16 protein-coding genes are annotated in these 20,448 nt (G+C 65.3%); 11 read left to right on the forward strand and 5 right to left on the reverse strand.

Going from position 1 to position 20,448, the window contains the following annotated elements; all coding sequences use genetic code 11:
• Window positions 1-24 precede the first annotated feature (24 nt).
• The 9 genes from QUG03_RS02720 (at window position 25) to QUG03_RS02760 (ending at window position 10,916) form a co-directional block, all read left to right on the forward strand.
• Window positions 25-285, forward strand: coding sequence for an EscS/YscS/HrcS family type III secretion system export apparatus protein (locus tag QUG03_RS02720; RefSeq protein ID WP_019104573.1), 261 nt, complete (start codon window positions 25-27; stop codon window positions 283-285).
• A 5-nt stretch (window positions 286-290) separates the two neighbouring features.
• Window positions 291-1,067, forward strand: coding sequence for a type III secretion system export apparatus subunit SctT (gene sctT / locus QUG03_RS02725; protein ID WP_235086041.1), 777 nt, complete (start codon window positions 291-293; stop codon window positions 1,065-1,067).
• A 1-nt stretch (window position 1,068) separates the two neighbouring features.
• Window positions 1,069-2,238 carry an EscU/YscU/HrcU family type III secretion system export apparatus switch protein gene (locus tag QUG03_RS02730; protein ID WP_500819297.1) on the forward strand — a complete coding sequence of 390 codons (1,170 nt, stop codon included), beginning with the start codon at window positions 1,069-1,071 and terminating at the stop codon, window positions 2,236-2,238.
• Between the two features lie 266 nt (window positions 2,239-2,504).
• Window positions 2,505-3,008, forward strand: a complete 504-nt coding sequence (gene sicA / locus QUG03_RS02735; protein WP_019103389.1) for a type III secretion system translocator chaperone SicA — start codon at window positions 2,505-2,507, stop codon at window positions 3,006-3,008.
• Window positions 3,005-4,750: a type III secretion system needle tip complex protein gene (locus QUG03_RS02740; protein WP_500819298.1), complete on the forward strand. Its 1,746-nt coding sequence runs from the start codon at window positions 3,005-3,007 to the stop codon at window positions 4,748-4,750. The genes sicA and QUG03_RS02740 overlap by 4 nt, the downstream gene beginning before the upstream one ends.
• A gap of 16 nt (window positions 4,751-4,766) precedes the next feature.
• Complete coding sequence (locus QUG03_RS02745; protein ID WP_486636019.1) at window positions 4,767-6,026, forward strand: IpaC/SipC family type III secretion system effector; 1,260 nt, start codon at window positions 4,767-4,769, stop codon at window positions 6,024-6,026.
• Between the two features lie 140 nt (window positions 6,027-6,166).
• Window positions 6,167-7,354, forward strand: a complete 1,188-nt coding sequence (gene sctA, locus QUG03_RS02750; protein ID WP_500819299.1) for a type III secretion system needle tip protein SctA — start codon at window positions 6,167-6,169, stop codon at window positions 7,352-7,354.
• A gap of 129 nt (window positions 7,355-7,483) precedes the next feature.
• Entirely contained in the window at window positions 7,484-10,636 is a 3,153-nt protein-coding gene (locus QUG03_RS02755; protein WP_500819300.1) for a hypothetical protein, read from the forward strand.
• Window positions 10,620-10,916, forward strand: a complete 297-nt coding sequence (locus tag QUG03_RS02760) for an acyl carrier protein (RefSeq protein WP_227105378.1) — start codon at window positions 10,620-10,622, stop codon at window positions 10,914-10,916. The genes QUG03_RS02755 and QUG03_RS02760 overlap by 17 nt, the downstream gene beginning before the upstream one ends.
• On the opposite strand, the gene QUG03_RS02765 is transcribed toward QUG03_RS02760, so the two are convergent.
• The 3 genes from QUG03_RS02765 to QUG03_RS02775 form a co-directional block, all read right to left on the reverse strand.
• Complete coding sequence (locus tag QUG03_RS02765; RefSeq protein ID WP_500819301.1) at window positions 10,868-13,228, reverse strand: ATP-binding protein; 2,361 nt, start codon at window positions 13,226-13,228, stop codon at window positions 10,868-10,870. The two genes, QUG03_RS02760 and QUG03_RS02765, sit on opposite strands and share 49 nt — an antisense overlap.
• Before the next feature lie 4 nt (window positions 13,229-13,232).
• Window positions 13,233-13,925, reverse strand: coding sequence for a response regulator (locus QUG03_RS02770; protein ID WP_227105374.1), 693 nt, complete (start codon window positions 13,923-13,925; stop codon window positions 13,233-13,235).
• Window positions 13,926-14,502: 577 nt separating this feature from the next.
• Complete coding sequence (locus QUG03_RS02775; RefSeq protein ID WP_500819302.1) at window positions 14,503-15,516, reverse strand: zinc-binding alcohol dehydrogenase family protein; 1,014 nt, start codon at window positions 15,514-15,516, stop codon at window positions 14,503-14,505.
• A gap of 267 nt (window positions 15,517-15,783) precedes the next feature.
• Between QUG03_RS02775 and QUG03_RS02780 the strand changes: the two genes are divergently transcribed.
• Entirely contained in the window at window positions 15,784-16,689 is a 906-nt protein-coding gene (locus tag QUG03_RS02780; protein WP_107801872.1) for a LysR family transcriptional regulator, read from the forward strand.
• Window positions 16,690-17,072: 383 nt separating this feature from the next.
• Here the strand turns inward: QUG03_RS02780 and QUG03_RS02785 are convergent, their stop codons facing one another.
• Window positions 17,073-17,522 (reverse strand): hypothetical protein, encoded by a 450-nt coding sequence (locus QUG03_RS02785; RefSeq protein ID WP_500819303.1) that lies wholly within the window; start codon window positions 17,520-17,522, stop codon window positions 17,073-17,075.
• A 966-nt stretch (window positions 17,523-18,488) separates the two neighbouring features.
• Window positions 18,489-19,403: a LysR family transcriptional regulator gene (locus QUG03_RS02790; protein WP_107800809.1), complete on the reverse strand. Its 915-nt coding sequence runs from the start codon at window positions 19,401-19,403 to the stop codon at window positions 18,489-18,491.
• A gap of 128 nt (window positions 19,404-19,531) precedes the next feature.
• Between QUG03_RS02790 and QUG03_RS02795 the strand changes: the two genes are divergently transcribed.
• The gene (locus QUG03_RS02795) at window positions 19,532-20,413 is read left to right on the forward strand and encodes an MBL fold metallo-hydrolase (protein WP_107802004.1); all 882 of its coding nucleotides are present in this window, start codon (window positions 19,532-19,534) and stop codon (window positions 20,411-20,413) included.
• Window positions 20,414-20,448: the final 35 nt, after the last annotated feature.

Below are 20,448 nucleotides of genomic sequence, written 5' to 3' on the forward strand. Positions count from 1 at the left end.
CCGCCTCAACTTTGGAGTTTTGCTATGAATGATCTGGTGTTCGCCGGCAACAAGGCCTTGTACCTGGTGCTGCTGATGTCGGCCTGGCCCATCATCGTCGCCACCGCCATCGGCCTGCTGGTGGGCCTGTTCCAGACCGTGACCCAGTTGCAGGAACAGACGCTGCCCTTCGGCATCAAGCTGTTCGGCGTCAGCCTGTGCCTGTTCCTGTTGTCCGGCTGGTACGGCGAAACCCTGCTCGGCTTTGGCCGGGAGGTGATGCGCATGGCGCTGGCCCGGGGCTGAGGCGGATGCAGTTCGGCCTGTTCTTCGAAATCCACGGCTGGGTGGCCTCGGCCGCGCTCGGCTTCGCCCGCGTGGCGCCGGTGTTCTTCATCCTGCCCTTCCTGAACAGCAATGTGCTCAGCGGCGTGGTGCGCACCTCGGCCACCATGCTGGTGGCGCTGGGGCTGTGGCCGCATCCGGTGGAGGCGCTGCCGGCCTTTCAGGCGCTGCCCTTTATCGCGCTGATCGCGCGCGAGGCTGCGGTGGGCCTGTTGTTGGGCTGCCTGCTGGCCTGGCCGTTCTGGGTGTTTCACGCGCTGGGCAGCATCATAGACAACCAGCGCGGCGCGACGCTGAGCAGCAGCATAGACCCGGCCAACGGCGTGGACACTTCGGAATTGGCCAATATGTTCAATCTGTTCGCCGCCGCGGTCTATCTGCAAGGTGGCGGCATGAGCCTGATGCTGGACCTGTTCCGTCAGAGCTATCAGCTGTGCGACCCGCTGGGCGTGTGCGCGCCGGCCTTGCAGCCGACGCTGAGCCTGCTCAATCAGGTGATCAGCAAGGCGGTGGTGCTGGCCAGCCCGGTGGTGGCGGCCTTGCTGCTGTCCGAGGTGGTGCTGGGCCTGCTGTCGCGTTTCGCGCCGCAGATGAACGCCTTCGCGGTGTCGCTGACGGTGAAGAGCGCGGCGGCCTTGCTGATCATGTTGATGTATTTCGGCCCGGTGTTGCCCGACACGGTGATGCGGCTGGCCTTCCCGCCGACGGCGCTGCCCGGCTGGCTGAGCGCGCCGGTGCGCTGAGATGTCGAACAAGACCGAACAACCCACGCGCAAGCGCTTGCAGGACGCGGCCAAGAAAGGCCAGTCCTTCAAGAGCCGCGATCTGGTGGTGGCCTGCCTGACCCTGTGCGGCGTCGCCTATCTGGTGTCCTTCGGCTCGCTGGTGGAACTGATGGGCGCTTTCCGCCAGGTGATCGCCGGCGGCTTCCAGCAGGACATGCAGGGCTACGCCCAGGCGGTGGCCTGGCTGGGCATCAAGCTCTTGCTGCCCATCTTTCTGCTGTGCATCGTCGCCTCCGCCTTGCCCTCCCTGCTGCAAAGCGGCTTTGTGCTGGCCAGCGAGGCCTTGAAGCTCAATCTGGAGGCCTTGAACCCGGTCAACGGCTTCAAGAAGCTGTTCAGCCTGCGCACGGTGAAGGAGGCGGTGAAGGCCTTGCTTTACCTGGCCAGTTTCGTGGTGGCGGTGCTGGTGCTGTGGCACAAGCACAAGGCCCTGCTGTTCGCCCAGCTCAACGGCGACCCCATAGGCATGGCGGCGATCTGGCGCGAACTGCTGCTGGCGCTGGTGTTGACCTGCCTGGGCTGCATCGTGGCGGTGCTGGTGCTGGACGCCATCGCCGAGTACTTCCTGTTCATGAAAGATATGAAGATGGACAAGCAGGAGGTCAAACGCGAGATGAAGGAGCAGGAGGGCAATCCGGAGATCAAGTCTCGCCGCCGCGAGGCGCATATGGAAATCCTGTCCGAGCAGGTGAAGTCCGACATCGAAAACTCGCGCCTGATCGTGGCCAACCCCACCCATATCGCCGTCGGCATCTATTTCAAGCCCGAGCTGCTGCCCATCCCCTTCATCTCGGTGATGGAGACTAATCAGCGCGCGCTGGCGGTGCGGGCCTATGCGGAAAAAGTGGGCGTGCCGGTGGTGCGCGACATCCCGCTGGCGCGGCGCATTTTCGCCAGCCACCGCCGTTATTCCCTGGTCAGCCTGGACGAGGTGGAGGAAGTGCTGCGCTTGCTGATGTGGCTGGAGCAGGTGGAAAACGCCGGAGCGCAGGCGTCGGAGCCGGAGCCGGAGCCATCGAGGCTACCGGCGGAGCAACAGGGGAAGGACGCGAACGCCGCCGGGCCGGTTGTGGATAAATCCGCCGCCAAGCCTGCCTCTGTGGATAAACAAAACGACCAGGAAGGCTGAGCGCATAGACGCGGCCCAAGAGCCTTCCCGCCCGCCGGGAAGGTCTGGCAACGCCAATCTTCCCCCGCGCGGCGGGGGCCTCAAAACCCGTAAGGCCATATTGAACACGCCCGGATAGCCGATGCGCCGTCGCCATGAGCGATTCCTGAATGTTTCCCCCCGCCGACCGCTGTTAAATGACAGCGACGACGGTCATTTCACACCCAAGACAACCGTCGTCTCTAGCCAGCTCTGCCGGGTTGGTGACAGCGACTAGGAGAAGTTTGATGAACCCTGAAGACAGTGTCAGCGACGACCGCCTGGCAGAGATGGTCTGGGAAGCGGTAAGCGCGGGCGCCACCCTGAAAGACGTGCACGGCATTCCGCCGGACATGATGGAAGGCCTGTACGCCCACGCTTACGATTTTTACAACAAGGGAAGGCTCGACGAGGCGGAAACCTTCTTCCGCTTTCTGTGCATCTACGACTTCTACAACCCCGACTACATCATGGGGCTTGCTGCCGTGTGCCAGCTCAAGAAACAGTTCCAGAAGGCTGCTGATCTGTACGCGGTGGCCTTCGCCCTGAGCAAGAACGACTACCGGCCGGTGTTCTTCACCGGGCAGTGCCAGCTGTTCATGCGCAAGGCGGCCAAGGCCAGGCAGTGTTTCGAGCTGGTGTGCGAACAAAGCGACGACGAGTCGCTGCGCGCCAAGGCCCAAGTGTATCTGGACAGTTTGCAGGAGACGGAGGCCGAGCAATCCCGTCAGCAGGAAAAGGAGCAAGCATGAGCGGTAACACTATCGGTCAAAGCTTCAATCTTGACAGTGCCAAGCTGGCGAAAGCGCTATCGGGTAACACCCAGGCGAGCGAGAAATTCGTCGACGCCGCGCAGAAGTCGGCGCAAGCGCTGTTCACGATGCGCGTCAGCGACGACGCCGGCGCCGCCAAGCCGCGCAGCGACTTGAACACGCCGCCGCTGACCCAGCCCACGGCCAAGGCCAAGGAAGAGCTGGACGGCGCGGGCAAGCTGACGCTGCTGCTGGGACAGTTGATGTCCTTGCTGGGCAATGTCTCGCTGTCGCAGCTGGAAAGCCGCATCGCCACCTGGCGCGCGATGATGGAAGCGCAGGTGGCGATGGGCGAGAAACTGTCCAAAGAGTTCCAGGACGCGTTCAAGGCGGCGAGCGAAGCCACCGAGGCGTTGAAAGACGCGGTGGGCAATTACGACAGCGCCAAACAGGCCGCGGACGCCGCCCAGAAGAAAGCCGACGCGGCCCTGGCCAAGCTGAACGGCATGTCGCCGGACGATCCGGGCTACGCCGACGCCCAGGCCGCCAGCCAGCAAGCCTCCGGCGAAGCCGCGCAAGCCAAGCAGAAAGCCGACAAGGCGTCCGAGGCGGTGGAAAAGGCCCGCGTGGTGGCGGTGGAAAAGGGCAAGATCGCCGATGATCTGGCCGGCAAGGTGCAAGGCGCCAATGTGGGCGGCGATGTCGCGCGCAAAACCGGCGAGGACAACCTGTCCAATGTGGCCAAGCTGACCATGCTGATGGCGATGTTCGTCGAGATGGTGGGCAAAAACAGCGAAGAAAGCCTGAAAAGCGATCTGGCATTGTTCCAGGCCATGCAGGAAGGCCGCCAGAAGGAAATGGACAAAAAATCCGCCGAGTACCAGGAAGAAGTGCGCAAGGCGGAAGAACTCAATCGCACCATGGGGTGCATTGGCAAGATTCTAGGCGCGGTGCTGACGGTGATCAGCGTCGTGGCCGCAGCATTCACCGGCGGCGCCAGCCTGGCGCTGGCCGCGGTGGGCGTCGCGCTGATGGTGGCGGACGAGGTGGTCAAGGCCACCACCGGGGTGTCTTTCATGGAAGAGGCGTTGAAGCCCTTGATGGACAAGGTGCTCAAACCCTTGATGGACCTGATAGGCAAAGCCATTACCAAGGCGCTGGAAAGCATGGGGGTGGACAAGAAGACCGCCGAGCTGGCCGGCTCCATCATCGGCGCGGTGCTGGCCGCGGTGGCCATGGTCGCGGTGATGGTGGTGGTGGCCGTGGTGGGCAAGGGCGCCGCCAGCAAGCTGGGCGGCGCGCTCAGCAAGCTGATGGGCGACGCCATCAAGAAGATGGTGCCCAATGTGCTGAAGGAACTGGCCAAGAACGGCAGCAAGATGTTGACCCAGGGCTTCCAGCGCCTGGCCAACAGCCTGGGCCTGCGCACCGACGCCGCCTCCAAGCAACTGATGGCCAACACCCTCAACCGCGTGGTGGTGGGCGGGGAAGTGGCGCAAGCCACCTCTCAGGCCGGCGGCAATGTGGCGCAGGGCGTGTTCATGAAGAACGCCAGCGATATGCTGGCCGACTTCACCCTGGCGCGCGCCGCGATGGAGCAGATCGAACAATGGCTGAAGCAGGCGGTGGAAGTCTTCGCCAGCACCCAGAAAGTTACCCAAGACCTGACCACGATGATGTCTTCCGCGTTGCAGCAGAACGCCGAAGCCGGCCGTTTCGTGCTGCGTCAGAGTCACGCTTGAGTTAGGAGAGAATATTATGGCAACTATTATCGGCAGTGTTTCCACCCACAATCCGTTTCCGGCGGCGCTTGAATCCGGCGCGGCTGAAAAATCCCCTGTCGCCAAGTCCTTGGTGGACATCAAGGACATCCTGCCCATCCTGAACAGCGCCGGCCGCGACGGCAAGGCGCTGGCCGAGGCGATGAGCGGGCCGCAACTGCGTCCGCCGTCCGCCGAGGTGAGCAAGCAGGTGACCGACGCGCTGAAGAGCTACCTGAGCGAAAAAGCCCAGGACCCGGCTTTCGTCCAGGATCTGGGCGCGGTGTATCAGAAGGTCGAGTCCGGCGTCAGCAAGCTGGTGGACGACAAGGTCAAGGAGCAGGCCGAGCAAGGCAAGCCCTTCGACATCAGCGGCATGGCGCCCAACGGCGCGGCGCTGATGGTGGCCGCCATTGTCTTGATGTCGGCGCTGCGCACCGCCGACAACACGCTGAGCAGCAAGCTGTCGCTGGTAGGCTTCGACGCCACCAAAGCCACCGCCGCCTCCATGGTGCGCGAGGGCGTGGCCAACCTGTCCAGCAGCATCGCCCAGGGCGTGGGCCAGATGGCCATCACCGGCGTCGGCGCCAAGAAGAACCTGAGCGGCTTGAGCGCCGAGCGCGGCGCGCTGAAGAACAACGCGCCCAAGCTGGCCAAGCTGGGCGATGAGGGCCGCAATATCCAGTCCGCGCTGGGCCGCCAGAACACCGTCAAGCTGGGCACCGACGCCGACAGCCTGAAGCAGGTGGGCCTGAAGCCGCAGCAGCCGGGCGCGGCCAAGCCGGGCGCGGGCGACTTGAACGCGCAGTCCAACGCCGCCGGCAGCGTGGCCGACGGCATGGCCGGCGACAAGATCGACCTGCAGTCCAGCAAGCAGCGTTTGTCCAAGGAGCATGAAACCGCGCTGGGCGGCGCCGGCGAGAACTTGTCGGTGAAGGGACAGGCGGAACAACTGGCCATGGACGACACCAAGCTCAAGGCCGAGGCCAAGAAAACCACCGGCCGGGCCATCATGGACAGCTCGTCCGCGGCCAGCAATATCGCCGGCGGCTCTGGCCGCTACGCGGCCACGCTGGAGCAGTCCGAGCAGCAGATCAGCCAGGCTTCCAGCCGCGTGGCCAATACCGCCTCCGAGGAAACCCGCGAGAGCAGCCGCAAGTCCGACAGCTTCATCCAGGAGCTGCTGCGCACCTTGGACAGCATCAGCCAATCCAAGAACGCGGCCATGGGCGCGGTAGCCGGCAACATTCGCGCCTGATCCGCTAGCCCGGAACCGGGCGGAGCCATCCCAGGCGCCGTCCGCCGGCCCGGCCATCCCGGCCGGGCCGGCCTTCCACACCATTCATCCCGCCAGCGCCTTGGCGCCTGCTTCGGCGCTGGCCATGCAGGGGAATTCCCATGAACGGCATTCAAACCACATCCTCCTTGCCGCTGACGCGGCCGCAAATGACGGAAACCCCGGCCGCCGCGCCGCGCGCCGATGTCGGCGGCGTCGCTGCCGAAATCCGCTCCGCCGCGCCGCAAGGACCGGAGCTGTCCGCGCTCAATACCGCTCAGAACAAGGCTGACGCGCTGCGTCAGGTCAACGAAACCGTCCGTCGCGTCATCGAAGGACAGACCACCTATGAAAACAAGCTGGCGGACCAGCGCTGGCAGGCGGCGATCTCCGGCGGCGAGCAGCCGCCGGCCGAGCGCGTGGCATTCCAGCGCGGCGCGCTGACGCGGGCCTTGGACGAGGCCCGCGACATGCAGACCCTGGCAACCCAACAGTTCGTTGGCGCGCTGAAGAGCGTGGGAGAAAGCGGCTATGTGATGACGCCGCAGCAAAAGCAGCAGCTGCTCGACGGTATCGAGAAGGAAGTCGCCGACATTTCGCCGACGGCGCGGGAGTTTGCCGCGCCGATGCTGAACGCGGCCCGGGACGCCTCCGGCGGTGTGATCTCCGACCGCGAGCTGTGGAAATTGATCAGCGACTCCATCGGCAACATCAAGAACGGCTATCTGGGCGTGTATGAGAACGTGGTGGGCAAATACATCGAGTTCTACCAGGAGTTCAGCGACATCTTGGCCAAGATGGCCGGTTGGATTTCATCCAACGACAAGGGCGACAAAGTCACTTTGAATGTGGGCGATCTGTATGCCGAGCTGAAGACATTGAAGGAGAAATACGAGAACACGGAGTTGTTTGCCAGTACCGCCGATACGCCAGAGAAGGCTAAGGAAGAAGCGGAAAAATGGGCCGCGGAATTGGGCTTGCCCAAGGAATGTGTGAAGGAACAACCCAAGGGTTCAGGCAGGTATGTGGTGGTCATCGACACCGGTCCAGTGGATAAAATGATGAAGGCGCTGGAAGGGCTGGCGGGCAACAAGGTGCCGTCGCAAGGGCAGAAGGTGGAAATGGACAATGCCAAATTCCAGTCCTGGCAGTCCGGCTTCAAGGCGCAGGAGGAAAACCTGAAGAACACCTTGCAGACGCTGACCCAGAAATACAGCAACGCCAACTCGCTGTTCGACAATCTGGTCAAGGTGCTCAGCAGCACCATCAGCAGCTGCACGGAAACCGCCAAGTCCTTCCTGCAAGGCTAAGCGCGGCGGACAAAACTCCCGCGGCGCTGCGCGCCGATTTGCCGTATGACGGCTACCGTCGGCGCGCCTTGCCTCAGCCGTAAAACCGACTTCTATTAGCCGCTCTATAAGGCTAAGGAGAACCACACCATGCCCATTAGCGGAGCATCTCCCCTTCTGACGCGCTCCCTGTCCATGCCGGCGGACGCGTCGCGGCGGCCGGCCACCCCGCTCTCCGAGCGTTTCAGCGGCGGGCGCAGCAGCGCCGCCACGCCGGCGCGCCGCCACTCGCTGATGGATCCGGCCAGCTTCAAGGCCCAGCACACCCGGGACAGCGTGGCGGCCTTGTTCGCCGCCTCGACGGACGCCAAGGCGCTGGACAAGCTCTACCTGGCTTCGCCCAATGTCTACGCCCAATTGGAAATTGCGGAGTTCGCCAAGGTTTACGCGCAGTTGAAGCAGCAGCCGGACCTGAGCCCGCAGGACGCCAAATCTCTGGACGATCTGGCGCAGCACTACACCGCTCGGGTCCTGAAAGACGGCCTGGGCGCCAAATCCGCCTTCGGTCCGTGGACCCAGAGCACCAATAAGCAATACCAGCTGCGCAATCAGCTGGAGCACAAGCTGGCCTTGTTGGCGCACCAGCATTGCGGCGGCGACACCATGAAGCTGGGCAACGACTTCATGCAGCGCGAGGTCAGCACCTTCATCCTGTCCTATGTCGAGACCCAGCTGGGGCGCTCATTGGACACCGCCACCGGCGAGAAGGTGATGGAACTGGTGGACAGCGCGGCGAAGCTGGCCTTCGACGCGCTGCGCCAGAGCCGCGGCGAGATGCTGGGGCTGAGCGGCCCGAGCCTGGGCCGGCAGGCGCGCGACCTCGACACCGTCGCCATCCTGCCGCAATTGCTGCGCAGTGTGCTGGAGGGGCTGGGGCAAGACCCGAAAGGCCCGCAACAACCGGACCCCGCCCGCGATGGTCAGCCCGACCCCGGCCCGGGCCCTCAACCAGGCCCGACCGAGCCGGGGGGCGCGCAGCAGCCGATGGTGGTGAATAACTACTACACCACCAATAACGATAATCGTCAGGACAACCGTCAGGACAACCGGCGTTGGGACAAGCGCGGCGACATGTATCTGGGCGATGTGAACAAGGGCAACCGCCATCATGGCGGAGCGCCCTCGCGCCTGGTGACGTCCTTGCGCATGCCGGCGCCGCAAGTCGCCCGCAGCCAGGACTTGCCCAAGCCGCAGCAGGCTACCTTGTCGGAAACGCGTCATCCCTTGCTGGACGCGGCCAGCCAGGTAACGGGCGCCTTGTCCGAGCTGATGAACACGGCGCTGGGCGAGGAAACGCTGACGGCGCCCACGCCCGGCGCGGCGCAAGCCGGCAAGCTGGAAGCGACCGCGCGTCAGGCGCGGATCAGCCAGCCGGCCGCATCGCAATCCGCAATCCTGGGAGGCGCGCCGTCCGGCGTGGAGCAGGGCACGCAGACCGATGGCGGCCAGACTTTGCATCACGCGGCCAGCCAGGTGATGGAGGCGATGTCCGAGCTGATGGGCACGGCGCTGGGCGAGGAAACGCTGACGGCGCCCACGCCCGGCGCGGCGCAGGCGGGCAAGCTGGAGGCGACGGCGCGTCAGGCGCGGCTCAGCCAGCCGGCCATGCCGCAGTCCGCGACTCTCGGCGGCGTGCCGTCCGGCGTGGAACAGGGCACGCAGACCGATGCCGGCCAAGCTTTGCGCGACGCGGCCAGCCAGGTGTCGACGGCCATGTCCGAGCTGATGAACACGGCGCTGGACGAGGAAACGCTGGCGACCCCCATTCCCGGCGCGGCGCAAGCGGGCAAGTTGGACGCGACGGCGCGTCAGGCGCGGCTCGACGCGGCAGCCCAGCCGCAAACCGCCAGCCTAGGCGGGGAGTTCGCCGGGCTGTCCTTCCGCGGCGGCCCGCTGCGCAATCTGCCCAGCCAGGCCTATCTGCGCAGCCAGATCTTCCATTCGACCTTGGACGGCCATGCCGCCGGCCGGGAGCTGATCAAGGCGCTGCGCGACGCGCTGGAGCCCGACGCGGCGCAGCCCTTCGCGCAACGGCGCGAGTTCGAAGCCTTGCGCAACCGGATGTTGCCCAGCGGCCGCGCGCAGCAGGACGATTTGCTGCGGCAATTCGCCGACGGCGCGCCGGAAGCGCTGGCCGCCGACGCGCGCCGGCTGGGCGGCGTGTTGGCCGAACATCCCGGCCTGGAGCGGCAGCGTCAGGCGCTGGGCGGTTTTGCGCAAACCCTGATCCGGGAAACCAATTTGCTGCCGCCGGGCGGACGCGCCAATCCCTTGTTGGGCGAGTTTCTGAGCGGCTTGGGTCTTCAGGCGCGCAACACGCCGACGGCGGATGCCGGCTCTCGCCTGCATCAGGCCGCGCGCGAGGTAGCCGACGGCTTGTCCCAGGTGCTGGACACCGCGGCCGGCCGGCGCGTGGAAGGCGAGTTGCGGGCCGAACGCGTCGATATCCAGCAAGCGGCCAGCACGCCGCTGGACCAGGCGGTTCGCTTGTCGGCCGGAGACGCGCCGGCCGCCGATGCCGGCTCGAGTCTGCATCAGGCCGCGCGACAGGTGGAGGATGGCTTATCCCAAGTCTTGAACGCCGCCGCCGGCCAGAGCGCGGCCGGCGAACCGGAGGCCAATGGACCGTCTCAGCTTGGCCGCGCGCCGACGGCGGACGCGGCTCAGGCGGCTGAAGGGGCCGGAGGCGGCTTCGGCGGGCTCAAGTTCCGCGACGGCAATCTGTACACGCTGCCGACCCAGGCCTATCTGCGTAGCCGCGCTTTCGCGCTCGACGCCGGCAGCGAGCTGATCCGCGCGGTGCGCGGCGCCTTGGAGCCCGACGCGACGCAGCCCTTCGCGCAACGGCGCGAGTTCGAAGCGCTGCGCAACCGCGTGTTGCCGGGCAACAGCACCCAGCAGAGCGGCGTGCTGAAGGACTTCGCCGACGGCAAGGCGGGCACGCTGGGCGACGATGCCGCGCAGTTGCGGCAAGTGCTGGCCGAGCATCCGGGTTTGGAGCGACAGCGCCAGGCGCTGAGCAGCTTCGCGCGCACCTTGATCCGCGAGGCCAATCTATTGCCGCGCGGCAAGCCGGCCAACCCGCTGGTGACGGCGTTGCTCAGCGGGCTGAGCATAGACGCGGCCGCGGAGGCGCGGCGCGGCGAAGCCTTGAGCTCGTCTTCGGGCGTCACCCTGACCACCGACGGCCTGCATCTCGATCCCAACCGCATCCGGGAGCGCAACCGTGGCAATCAGTCTTGAGCAACAAGTGGTGGCGGTGATGGCTTGCTGTTTATCGGTGGAGGAGTCCAAGCTGCAGCCGCAGGCGCGGCTGGTGGACGAGTTGTACGCGGACTCGATGGAGCTGCTGGACATGGTGCTCTTGCTGAACGATGAGTTCGGCATCGAGATCGGCGTCGACGACATCGTCGACATCAAGACCGTGGCCCATGTCTGCCAGGTGGTGGAGCGGCAGCTGGCGGGTCGCCTCGCTCAGTCGCCGCTCGGCTCCGCTTGCGGCAGCGCCGCCTCCAGCGCCTGAAGCAGGTCTTGCAGCCGGGCGGCGTCCGGCTGCGGCTGGCGCAGCGCGGTCTGCATGTCCGCCGCCAGCGCCGGCAGGCGCGGCAGGCCGGCGCTGAGCGCCACGCCGTGCAGGCGGTGCGCGTAGTGTTCCGCCTGCGGCCAGTCCCGCGCCAGCAAGGCCTGGCGCAAGGCGGCGGCGTCGGCGTCGCAGCTGTGGCTTAGCAACTGCGTCAGCTCGCCGTCGGGCGGGATCGGCGCGGCCGGCGCCGGGCCGGGGCGGTGATCCAGCCACAGCGTCATGATCTGTTCCAGCTGGGCCAGCCGCAAGGGCTTGGTCAGGCAGCTGTCTATGCCGCTGTCCAGGCAACGCTGCTGGTGTTCTATGCCGGTGGTGGCCGAGATGGCGATGATGGGCAGATAGGGCTGCCACTGCAAGGCCGGGTGGCGGCGCAGCCGCAGCGCCAGTTGATAGCCGCTGATGCCGGGCAGATTGCAGTCCAGCAGCGCCATGGCGAAGCGCTGGCCCTGATCCAGCAAGCCCAGCGCGGCGGCGCCGTTGTCCGCCGTCACCGCGCGGTAGCCCAGTTGCAGCAGCTGCTGGGCGATGATGAAGCGATTGGCCGGCTGGTCCTCCACCACCAGGATGGGATCGCAGGCTTCCTTGAGGGCGGCCGGCGGGCTGGCGACGTCCGGCTCGGCGGCCGCTGCCGGCTCGGCCGGCGCATGGCGCACCGGCAGCCACAAGGTCACCGTGGTGCCCTGTTCCGGCTGGCTGTCCAGCGCGATGCGGCCGGACATCAGCTCCACCAGTTGCCGGCAGATCAACAAGCCCAGCCCGGTGCCGCCGTAGCGTTGCTGGGTATGGTCCGCCTGCGCGTATTCGTGAAACAAGCGGGCCTGCTGTTCCGGCGCGATGCCGATGCCGGTGTCGCTGACCTGGATGCAGAGCAGCGCCCGCTCTTCCTCTATTTCCTGTAGTTCCAATCGCAGGCACACCTCGCCCTGGCGGGTGAACTTGACCGCGTTGCTGAGCAGATTGCTCAGGATCTGGCGCAGGCGCACCGGGTCCAGCACCAGCAGGCGGCCGCACAGGCCAAGCAGCTCCAGCCGCAGTTCCAGCCCTTTCTTTTCCGCGCAGGCGCGGTAGATCGCCGCCACGCCGCTGGACAGCGCCGCCGCGTCGGTGGCCAGCGGCTCCAGCCGCAGCCGCCTGGCGTTGAGCTTGGACACGTCCAGCACATTGTCCAGCAGCTCCAGCAAATTCACCGCCGAGGCGTTGGCCAGCGCCGCCAGCTCGCGTTCGCGCGGCGGCAGCTCGGCCTGGCGCAGCAGCTCCACCGAGGCCAGCACCGCGTTCATCGGCGTGCGGATTTCATGGCTCATCACCGCCAGAAAGGTGGATTTCTCCGCCTCGCTGCGCTGGGCGGCGCGGCGCGCGGCGTGGGCGCGCTGGGCGAACAGCAGCAGCAAGAGCAGGACCAGGCCGACGCCGGACAGCTCCAGCGCGTAATAACGGGCGATGGAGCGCCAGGACGGCGCGCCGTAGTCGGTGGTCTGCAACCAGTCTTCCAGCATGTGCTGGGTGTCGTCCGCGGTCAGCCGCGCCAGCGAGCCGTTGATGATGGACAGCAGTTGCGGCTGGTCCTTGTTCACCGCCATCGACACCAGTCTGGGCATTTCGCTGACGCTGCCGGCGATGCGCAGCGAGCCGTAATAACGGCGGCGGATCACGGACTGCATCACCGCGTCCAGCCCCACCGCGGCGTAGGCCTTGCCGTCCGCCACCGCGTCCAGCGCCGCCAGCGGCGTGGGCGTGGCCACGATGTCCACCGCGGGAAAGTTTTCGCGCAGGAAGTATTCGTAAGGGTCGCCGCTTTCCACCGCGATGGTCTTGTTGGCCAGCTTGGAGGTGTTGAACACGATGGGCTTGTCCGGCTGGGTGACCAGCACGGTGCTGCCGGAAAAATAGGGGTCGCTGAAGCGGATGCGCCGGCCCACCTCCGGCGGAATCAGGCCGGAGGACAGCGCGGTGAGCAGATCGATGCGGCCGCTCAGCATCATGTCCACCGCCTGTTGGCGGTTGGCCACCGGCACCAGCTCGAAGCGCAGGCCGCTGATCTCGGAAATGCGGTTCAGATAAGCCTGGGTCAGGCCGCGGTGCTCGCCGTCCTCCATGTATTCGATAGGCCAGCCGTGGGGGTCTATCGCGTAGCGCACCACCGGGTGTTTGGCCAGCCAGGCGCGTTCCGCCGGCTTGAAGCCGGCGTGGCTCAGACCGGACAGGCAGAAGACCGGCAGCAGACAGGAGAGCAGAAAGGAGCGCGCGCGCATGGCTTCAGTGGCTGGCCAGCCGGCTTTGCAGCTGGAACAGCTCGTTGTCGCTGCGCAGGCCCAGCTTTTTCAGCGCGGATTGCTTCTGATTGCTGATGGTCTTGATGCTGCGCGAGAACTTGACGGCGATGTCGCTGACCGTCATGCCGTCCAGGCAGCAGCGCAGCACCTCGCGTTCGCGCGGGGACAGTTCCGGATGGTCCAGCAAGCTGCGCAACATGGCTTTTTGCGGCGCCGGTAGGTTGGCGCAGCTTTCGTTCAGCGCGGCGCTCATGTCCGGGCTCAGATAGCTGTGGCCGTCGGCCAGCAGGCGGATGGCGGCCACCAGTTCGTCCAGGCTCTGCTCCTTGCCGATGAAGCCGTGAGCGCCGCAGCGCAGCGCCAGCGCCACCGTGGCCGGGGTGTAATAGGCCGACATCACCAGGATGCGCACGCGGGCGAAGCGCCGGCGCAGGCCGCGGATCAGGCTGAAACCGTCGATGTCGCCGGGGCTGAGCGCGTAGTCGGTGACCACGACGTCGACGCCGTCGTGCTGCTTCAGATGCTGAATCAGCGGCGCGCTGCTGGTGAACTGTCCGGTTACGTTCAAGTCGGTTTCATCGGCCAGGAGGCCGGCCAGGCTGTTCAGCACCATCAGGTGATCGTCCAGCAAGGTGATCTGTATCGGCTGGCTCCGCAATGATTTGGCATCAGGCATATGAGTATCCCAACAGATGGCGGCGCGGCTGCGCCTTGCGCCATGGTTATGTCTCTGAACCTGTGTATTCTGTTGCGCGGGCGGCGGCTCCGGTTTCGCTTCGGCCTCAGGCTTGGTATAGGCCATTACGCAAAGGTTTGGCGGCAGGGAGCGCTTGCGCCGCCGGTCTGGCCGGCTGAGGGAACGGAGGGTGGAATGGCGGGACGGGCCAGGCGCTGCTGCGCGGCCGGCGTCGCCTGCGGCGGGGCCGGAGGCGAAAGCGTGCGCATTCGTGATCTCGTTCCCCGGATTGTTAAAGACAGCCAGCAGGCCATTATTCCGCGCCGGCTGCGCCTTGTGAAGCGATTTCGGCGACGGACGGCGACGCTTAGCGCGCTGGCATGAGGCCGGCGGCGAGGCGCCGCCGCCGGCGCGATGGCGTGTATCGGTTCTTAGAGGGCGTTTACGCTCTCGCGAGCGAGAGCGAGGCAAGGCGAAAACGAGCGAAAAAGCGGAATGTACTTGTGGTACATGGGCATTTTGAGCTCGTCCTCACCGTGCAACGCTTCACGACGCGCAGCGGATCGCAAACCGGTTCTTAGAAACCCGAGAGCACGATCTTGCCCTTGGCCCGGTTGCTCTCCAGCAAGGCGTGGGCGCGTTTCAGATTGGCGGCGTCGACGCGGCCGAAGCGCTCGGCCACCGTGCTGCGGATCAGGCCGGCGTCCACCAGCTCGGCCAGCCGGTTCAGCAGGCGGTGCTGCTCAATCTGATCATCGGTGCCGAACAGCGAACGGGTGTACATGAACTCCCAGTGCAGCGACACGCTCTTGCGCTTCAGCTCGCGCACGTCCAGGGCCGCCGGATCGTCGATCAGCGCCAGCTTGCCCTGCGGCGCGATGGCGGCGGCGATCTCCTTGAAGTGGGCGTCGGTCTGGTTCAGGCTGGCCACGTAATCGACGCTGGGGTAGCCGATGCGCTTGAGCTCCTCGCTCAGCGGGAGGCGGTGGTCGATCACATGGTGAGCGCCCAGCTCCTTGACCCAGGCCTGGGTTTCCGGCCGCGAGGCGGTGGCGATCACGGTCAGGCCGGTCAGCTGGCGCGCTAGCTGCACCAGGATGGAGCCGACGCCGCCGGCCGCGCCCACCACCAGCAGGCTCCGGCCGCTGGGCGCGCGGTTGTCCAGCACTTGCAGCCGGTCGAACAACAGTTCCCAGGCGGTGATGGCGGTCAGCGGCAGGGCGGCGGCCTGTTCGAAGTCCAGGCTGCGCGGCATGCGGCCGACGATGCGCTCGTCCACCGCGTGCAATTCGCTATTGGCGCCGGGGCGGTGCAGCGCGCCGGCGTACCACACCTTGTCGCCGGGTTGGAACAGGCTGACCTTGTCGCCCACCGCGCGCACCACGCCGGCGGCGTCCCAGCCCAGCACCTTGGGCTGGCCGGCTTCCGGCGCCGCGCCGGCGCGCACCTTGGTGTCCACCGGGTTCACTGAAACGGCTTTGACCTCCACCAACAGGTCGTGCTCGCCGATGGCGGGCTCGGGCAGCTGCACGTCCTGCAGCGATTCCGGGTGCTCGATCGGCAGATTCTGGTAATAGGCGACGGCTTTCATCTTGGTATGCTCCATAGCGTGTGGGCCGATAAGAGTCTGTTCAAAGTCTCGCGAGCAAGAGCGAGACAAGGCGAAAACGAGCGAAAAAGCGGAATGTACACGTGGTACATGAGCATTTTGAGCTTGTTTTCAACGCCGTATCGCCGAAGCGCAGCAGACTTTGAACAGGTTCTAAGGCCCGGTCTTGATGGTGCTTATGCTATTCCTATTCGACCCAACGAAAAGCCGGCTAAAATTCGATTCAGTTTCAAAAAAATTTTGACGATCATGGTCCGTTTCGAAGATTTGCAGGTATTCGTCCGCGCCGCCGACAACGGTAGCCTGTCCGCCGCCGCGCGCCAGCTGGATCTGAGCCCGGCGGTGGCCAGCGCGGCGCTGAAGCGGCTGGAAAAAACCGTGGGCGCGCAATTGCTGGCGCGCTCCACCCGCAGCCTGCGGCTGACCCTGGCCGGAGAGCGCTACCTGGCCCATGCGCGCGCCGCGCTGGAGGCGGTGGAGGCCGGCGGCCAGGCGCTGGCCTTGCAGCGGCAGGCTTTGAGCGGGGAGCTGTCGCTGTCCATGCCGTCGGACCTGGGGCGCAGCCGGCTGCGCGGCTGGCTGGACGCCTTTCTGGAGCGGCACGCCGGCCTGCGCCTGCAATTGCGGATCAGCGACCGGGTGGCGGATCTGTACCGGCAGCCGGTGGACGTGGCTCTGCGCTACGGCGTGCCGGAAGACTCCAGCCTGGTGGCCCTGCCGCTGGCGCCGGACAACCGGCGGGTGCTGTGCGCGTCGCCGGACTATCTGGCGCGCCACGGCCGGCCGCAATCGCCGCAGGAACTGCGCCGCCATCAATGCCTGCGGCTGGTGTTGGGCGCGGCCTTGCACGAGCGTTGGAGTTTCAGCCAGGGTCCGCTGCGGGAGCAGGTGACGGTGGACGGCCGCCGCCAGAGCGACGACGGCGAGGTGGTGCGGCGCTGGGCGCTGGAGGGTTTGGGCATCGCCTATAAGTCGCGTTTGGACGCGCTGGACGATCTGCGCGCCGGCCGTTTGCTGCCGCTGTTGGAAGATTGGCAGACCGAGGCCACGCCGCTGTGTCTGGTGATCCCGCATCGTCTGATGCTGTCGCCGGCGGTGGCGGCGCTGCGCGAGCATTTGCAGGCATGCCTGCAGGATTACCTGGCCGCGCCTTGAGCGTTGGTTTTCGGTGGAGGAGTGTGGTGGGTATCGCCTACGGCTCCACCCACCCTACAAGACCGTCCACCGTAGGGTGGGTGGAGCGTAGCGATACCCACGCGGAAACGCGATGGGATTGATGCTTGGGTCTTGGCGGCGGGCTTTGGTGGGTATCGCCTATCGGCTCCTCCCACCCTACAAATACCCCCGACCAAACCTCCTGCCGTAGGGTGGGTGGAGCGCAGCGATACCCACGCGGAAACGTGATGGGATTGATGCTTGGGTCTTGGCGGCGGGTTTTGGTGGGTATCGCCTTTCGGCTCCACCCACCCTACAAATACCCCCGACCAAACCATCCGCCGTAGGGTGGGTGAAGCGCAGCGATACCCACCGCAAGACGCTTAGCGGTTTCGCAGGCGGATGCGGCGGAAGCGCGCTTCCAGGCTGAAGCGCTGTCCCAGCGCCAGGTAGATCTGGTGTTGGCTATCGACATGGCGGTAAACCCGGACCCGGTCGGCGCCCAGCAGCATCATGATTTCCAGATAGTTGAAGAAACCCATCCACTGGCCGCGTCCGTCGCGGTCGTCAAAATCGATGTCGCGCGCCACGCGGCTGAGCAGGCCTTTGCCGACGTATTCCCGGTTGTCCTTCAGCCATTGCAACAGGTGAGCCGCGCATTCGCGGCCATAGGCGTGGTCGGCGAGGAGATCCTTGCTGGGCGTGGGCATTTGCCAGTAATGCGGGTAGGTGCGGCCGGGGCAGAAGCGGACGAAGGGGAGCCGTGCGCTCTGTTGTTCCAGGGCGTTCAATTTGTAGCGGCGGCGTGGGGGAAAGGTTTGAGCGTGTTGCATGGTGTTTCTCCTGCTGTGACACAAGATAAACCACCTGCCGGGTGAGGCTGAGGTATTGGCAGGCGCGTGAGCGGATTGGCGTACCGGGCTAGCATTAAACCGGCGAGTGCATGGCACTCTCCTCCCACGCACCTGCCGAATGGCTCTGCCATGGCAAAGCAGCCCACGCAGCACGCTGCGTAGGCCTGGGGGTAATGCTAGCGACGGGACGCCAATCCCGTGTGCCGCGTGTGGGCGGCAACGTGGGGATTGTTGCCGAGGGGGCGGGTGGGGTCAAGGTGGGGCGGTTGCTTTGGCTAGGTGGGTGGGTTTTGAATCCGCTGCGCGGATGATGATTTTCATTACCGGGGCTGCCCGGCGGGCAGGAAGGGGAACAACTCGGCCAAATTCCCTATCACTGAGCGAATCAAAGATTCGCACGTAGACACCCCAAAGGCCGCCCTGCAAGCCTGGCCTACGGCTTCCCGCCGGTTCCCGTCAGGCCCGAGGCGCGGCTGAACCCGCGATTTGCTAACGTCAAATCGCTCAAACAGGGCAGCCGCTTAAGACCTCGGGCCTGCCACCCGGCGGCAGGCTTGAAGGGACCAGGGGCGCGTCGGATACATGCTTTCTTTTAGGGAGCTAGGCTTATCCACAGACAAGAGCAATGAGGTCAAGTTATTCACAGAAATGACCCACTTCGCTAAACCACCTCTCTATATTCAAAAAAGACCACCTTGTGTAGCGCCCAAGTGTCCCCTCGGGGCGCGCTCCGGGTTTCGCGTCCTGGGGGACGAGGGGGGCTGGAAGGGGGCGGCGGCCCGCCCCCTCCCCGTCTTATTCCCTCGCGACGCTGCGCTTGCTTCGCTCGGTCAGCGCGGAAAGCGGCACCTAAATCAATATCCGCGTAGCGGATTCAACAGATTAATCATTAAAAAACGCTGCACCTGCCATATTCGGCTCAGCGAAGCGTTCACAGTCCCCCACTCAGCCGCCAGCGGTACGCGCCTGCCAGGCCGGATCGCTGGCGAACCGCTCCACCAGAAAATCCAGCATCGCCCGCAAGGTGGCCGGCATCTGCCGGCGCGAAGCGTAAATACCGTAAATGCCCAACTCCTGCGGCTGGTACTCCGGCAACAAAGCCACCAACTGACCGCTGGCGATCAGCGGCGCGGCGGAATACAAGGGCTGCAAGGCGATGCCCGCGCCGGCCGCGGTGGCGGACAACAAGACCATGGATTCATTGGCGCTCAGATTGCCGCTGACCGGCACCGCCAACTGCTCGCCGTGACGCTGGAAACGCCACAAGCTCTTGCCGAAATAGGAATAGGTCAGACAGTTGTGTAGAGACAAATCCTCCAGCCGCTTGGGCGCGCCGTGGGCGGCCAGATAGGCGGGAGAGGCGCAGATCACCGACGCGCAACTGGCCAGCGGCCGCGCGATCAGACTGGGGTCCAGCGCATTGGTGATGCGGATGGCCAGGTCGATTCTTTCTTCCACCAGATTGACCGCGCGGTTGCTGATCTGCAGATCGATGGCGGTTTGCGGATAGCGGCGCAGAAACTCGGTCACCGCCGCCGCCAGCGCGTCCTGAGCCAGAGACTGCGCGCAGCTGATGCGCAGCAGGCCCTGCGGCTGACCGGGGTCCGCGCTGTTGGCCGCCGGCATCTGCCCGGCGATTTCCAACATCTGCCGGCAACGCGCCAGCGTCTCCTCACCGGCCGGAGTCAGGCTCAGCCGCCGCGTGGTGCGATGCAGGAGCCGGGTGCCGGCCCATTCCTCCATTTCCGCCAGATAGCGGGTGATCATCGCCCGCGACATGTCCAGCGTATCCGCCGCGGCCACCAGGCTGCCGCGTTCGGTAATGGTCACAAACACTTGCGCCGCGGTGATCCTATCCATGATTCGCTCGATTCATGCAACTAACCATTGCTTATTATCCGGTTTTTGATTCGAAAATAGCAATCTATGATTCACATCAGGCTTGCTACCAAGCCGACCGATCTCAAATTCACCAAATGGAAACCATCATGATCCAACACCGCATTTCCGGCAGCTTTGTAGCAGGCGCCCTGTTGATGTCCGCCGCCTTCGCCCAGGCCGACGCTTTGAAAGTCGATGTCTACAATCCCGGCGCCAAGAGCCTGTTCCCGGTGTCCTCGGAATTGGTCACCGGCAAGAGCGAAGCCGTGCTGATCGACGCCCAGTTCCAGCGCAACGACGCCGAGGCCCTGGTGGCCAAGGTCAAGGCCAGCGGCAAGAAGCTGACCACGGTGTTCATCTCCCATCCGGACCCGGACTTCTACTTTGGCCTGGATGTGATCAAGGCCGCTTTCCCGGACGCCAAGGTGCTGGCCACCGCCGCCACCATTGAAGCGATCAAGGCTTCCAAGGACGGCAAGATGGCCTACTGGGGCCCGATCCTGAAGGACAACGCGCCCAAGACCGTGATCGTGCCGGAACCCATCCAGGGCGACACCCTGAAAGTGGACGGCCAGAAACTGCAGGTCATGGGTCTGAAAGGCCCGACTCCGGACCGCACCTATATCTGGGCGCCGTCGATCAAAACCGCGATGGGCGGCGTGCTGACCTACGGCAATATGCATGTCTGGACCGCGGACACCCAAACCCCGAAAGACCGCGCCGACTGGCAGAAGTCGCTGAAAAACCTGCAGGCGCTGAAGCCCAAGGTCGTGGTGCCCGGTCATTTCCTGAACAACGCGCCGCATACCCTGGCTTCGGTGAAGTTCACCAGCGACTACCTGAAAACGCTGGAAGCGGAACTGCCCAAGGCCAAGAACTCGGCCGAGCTGGTGACGGCGATGAAGCAGCGTTATCCGAAGCTGGACGGCGTGGCGGATCTGGAACTGAGCGCCAAGGTGCTCAAGGGCGAGATGAAGTGGCCGCAATAAGGCTCTGAGGGCAGCCAGCGAAAGTCCTGATGCTG

This window comes from Chromobacterium sp. CCUG 30098 (assembly GCF_059916605.1).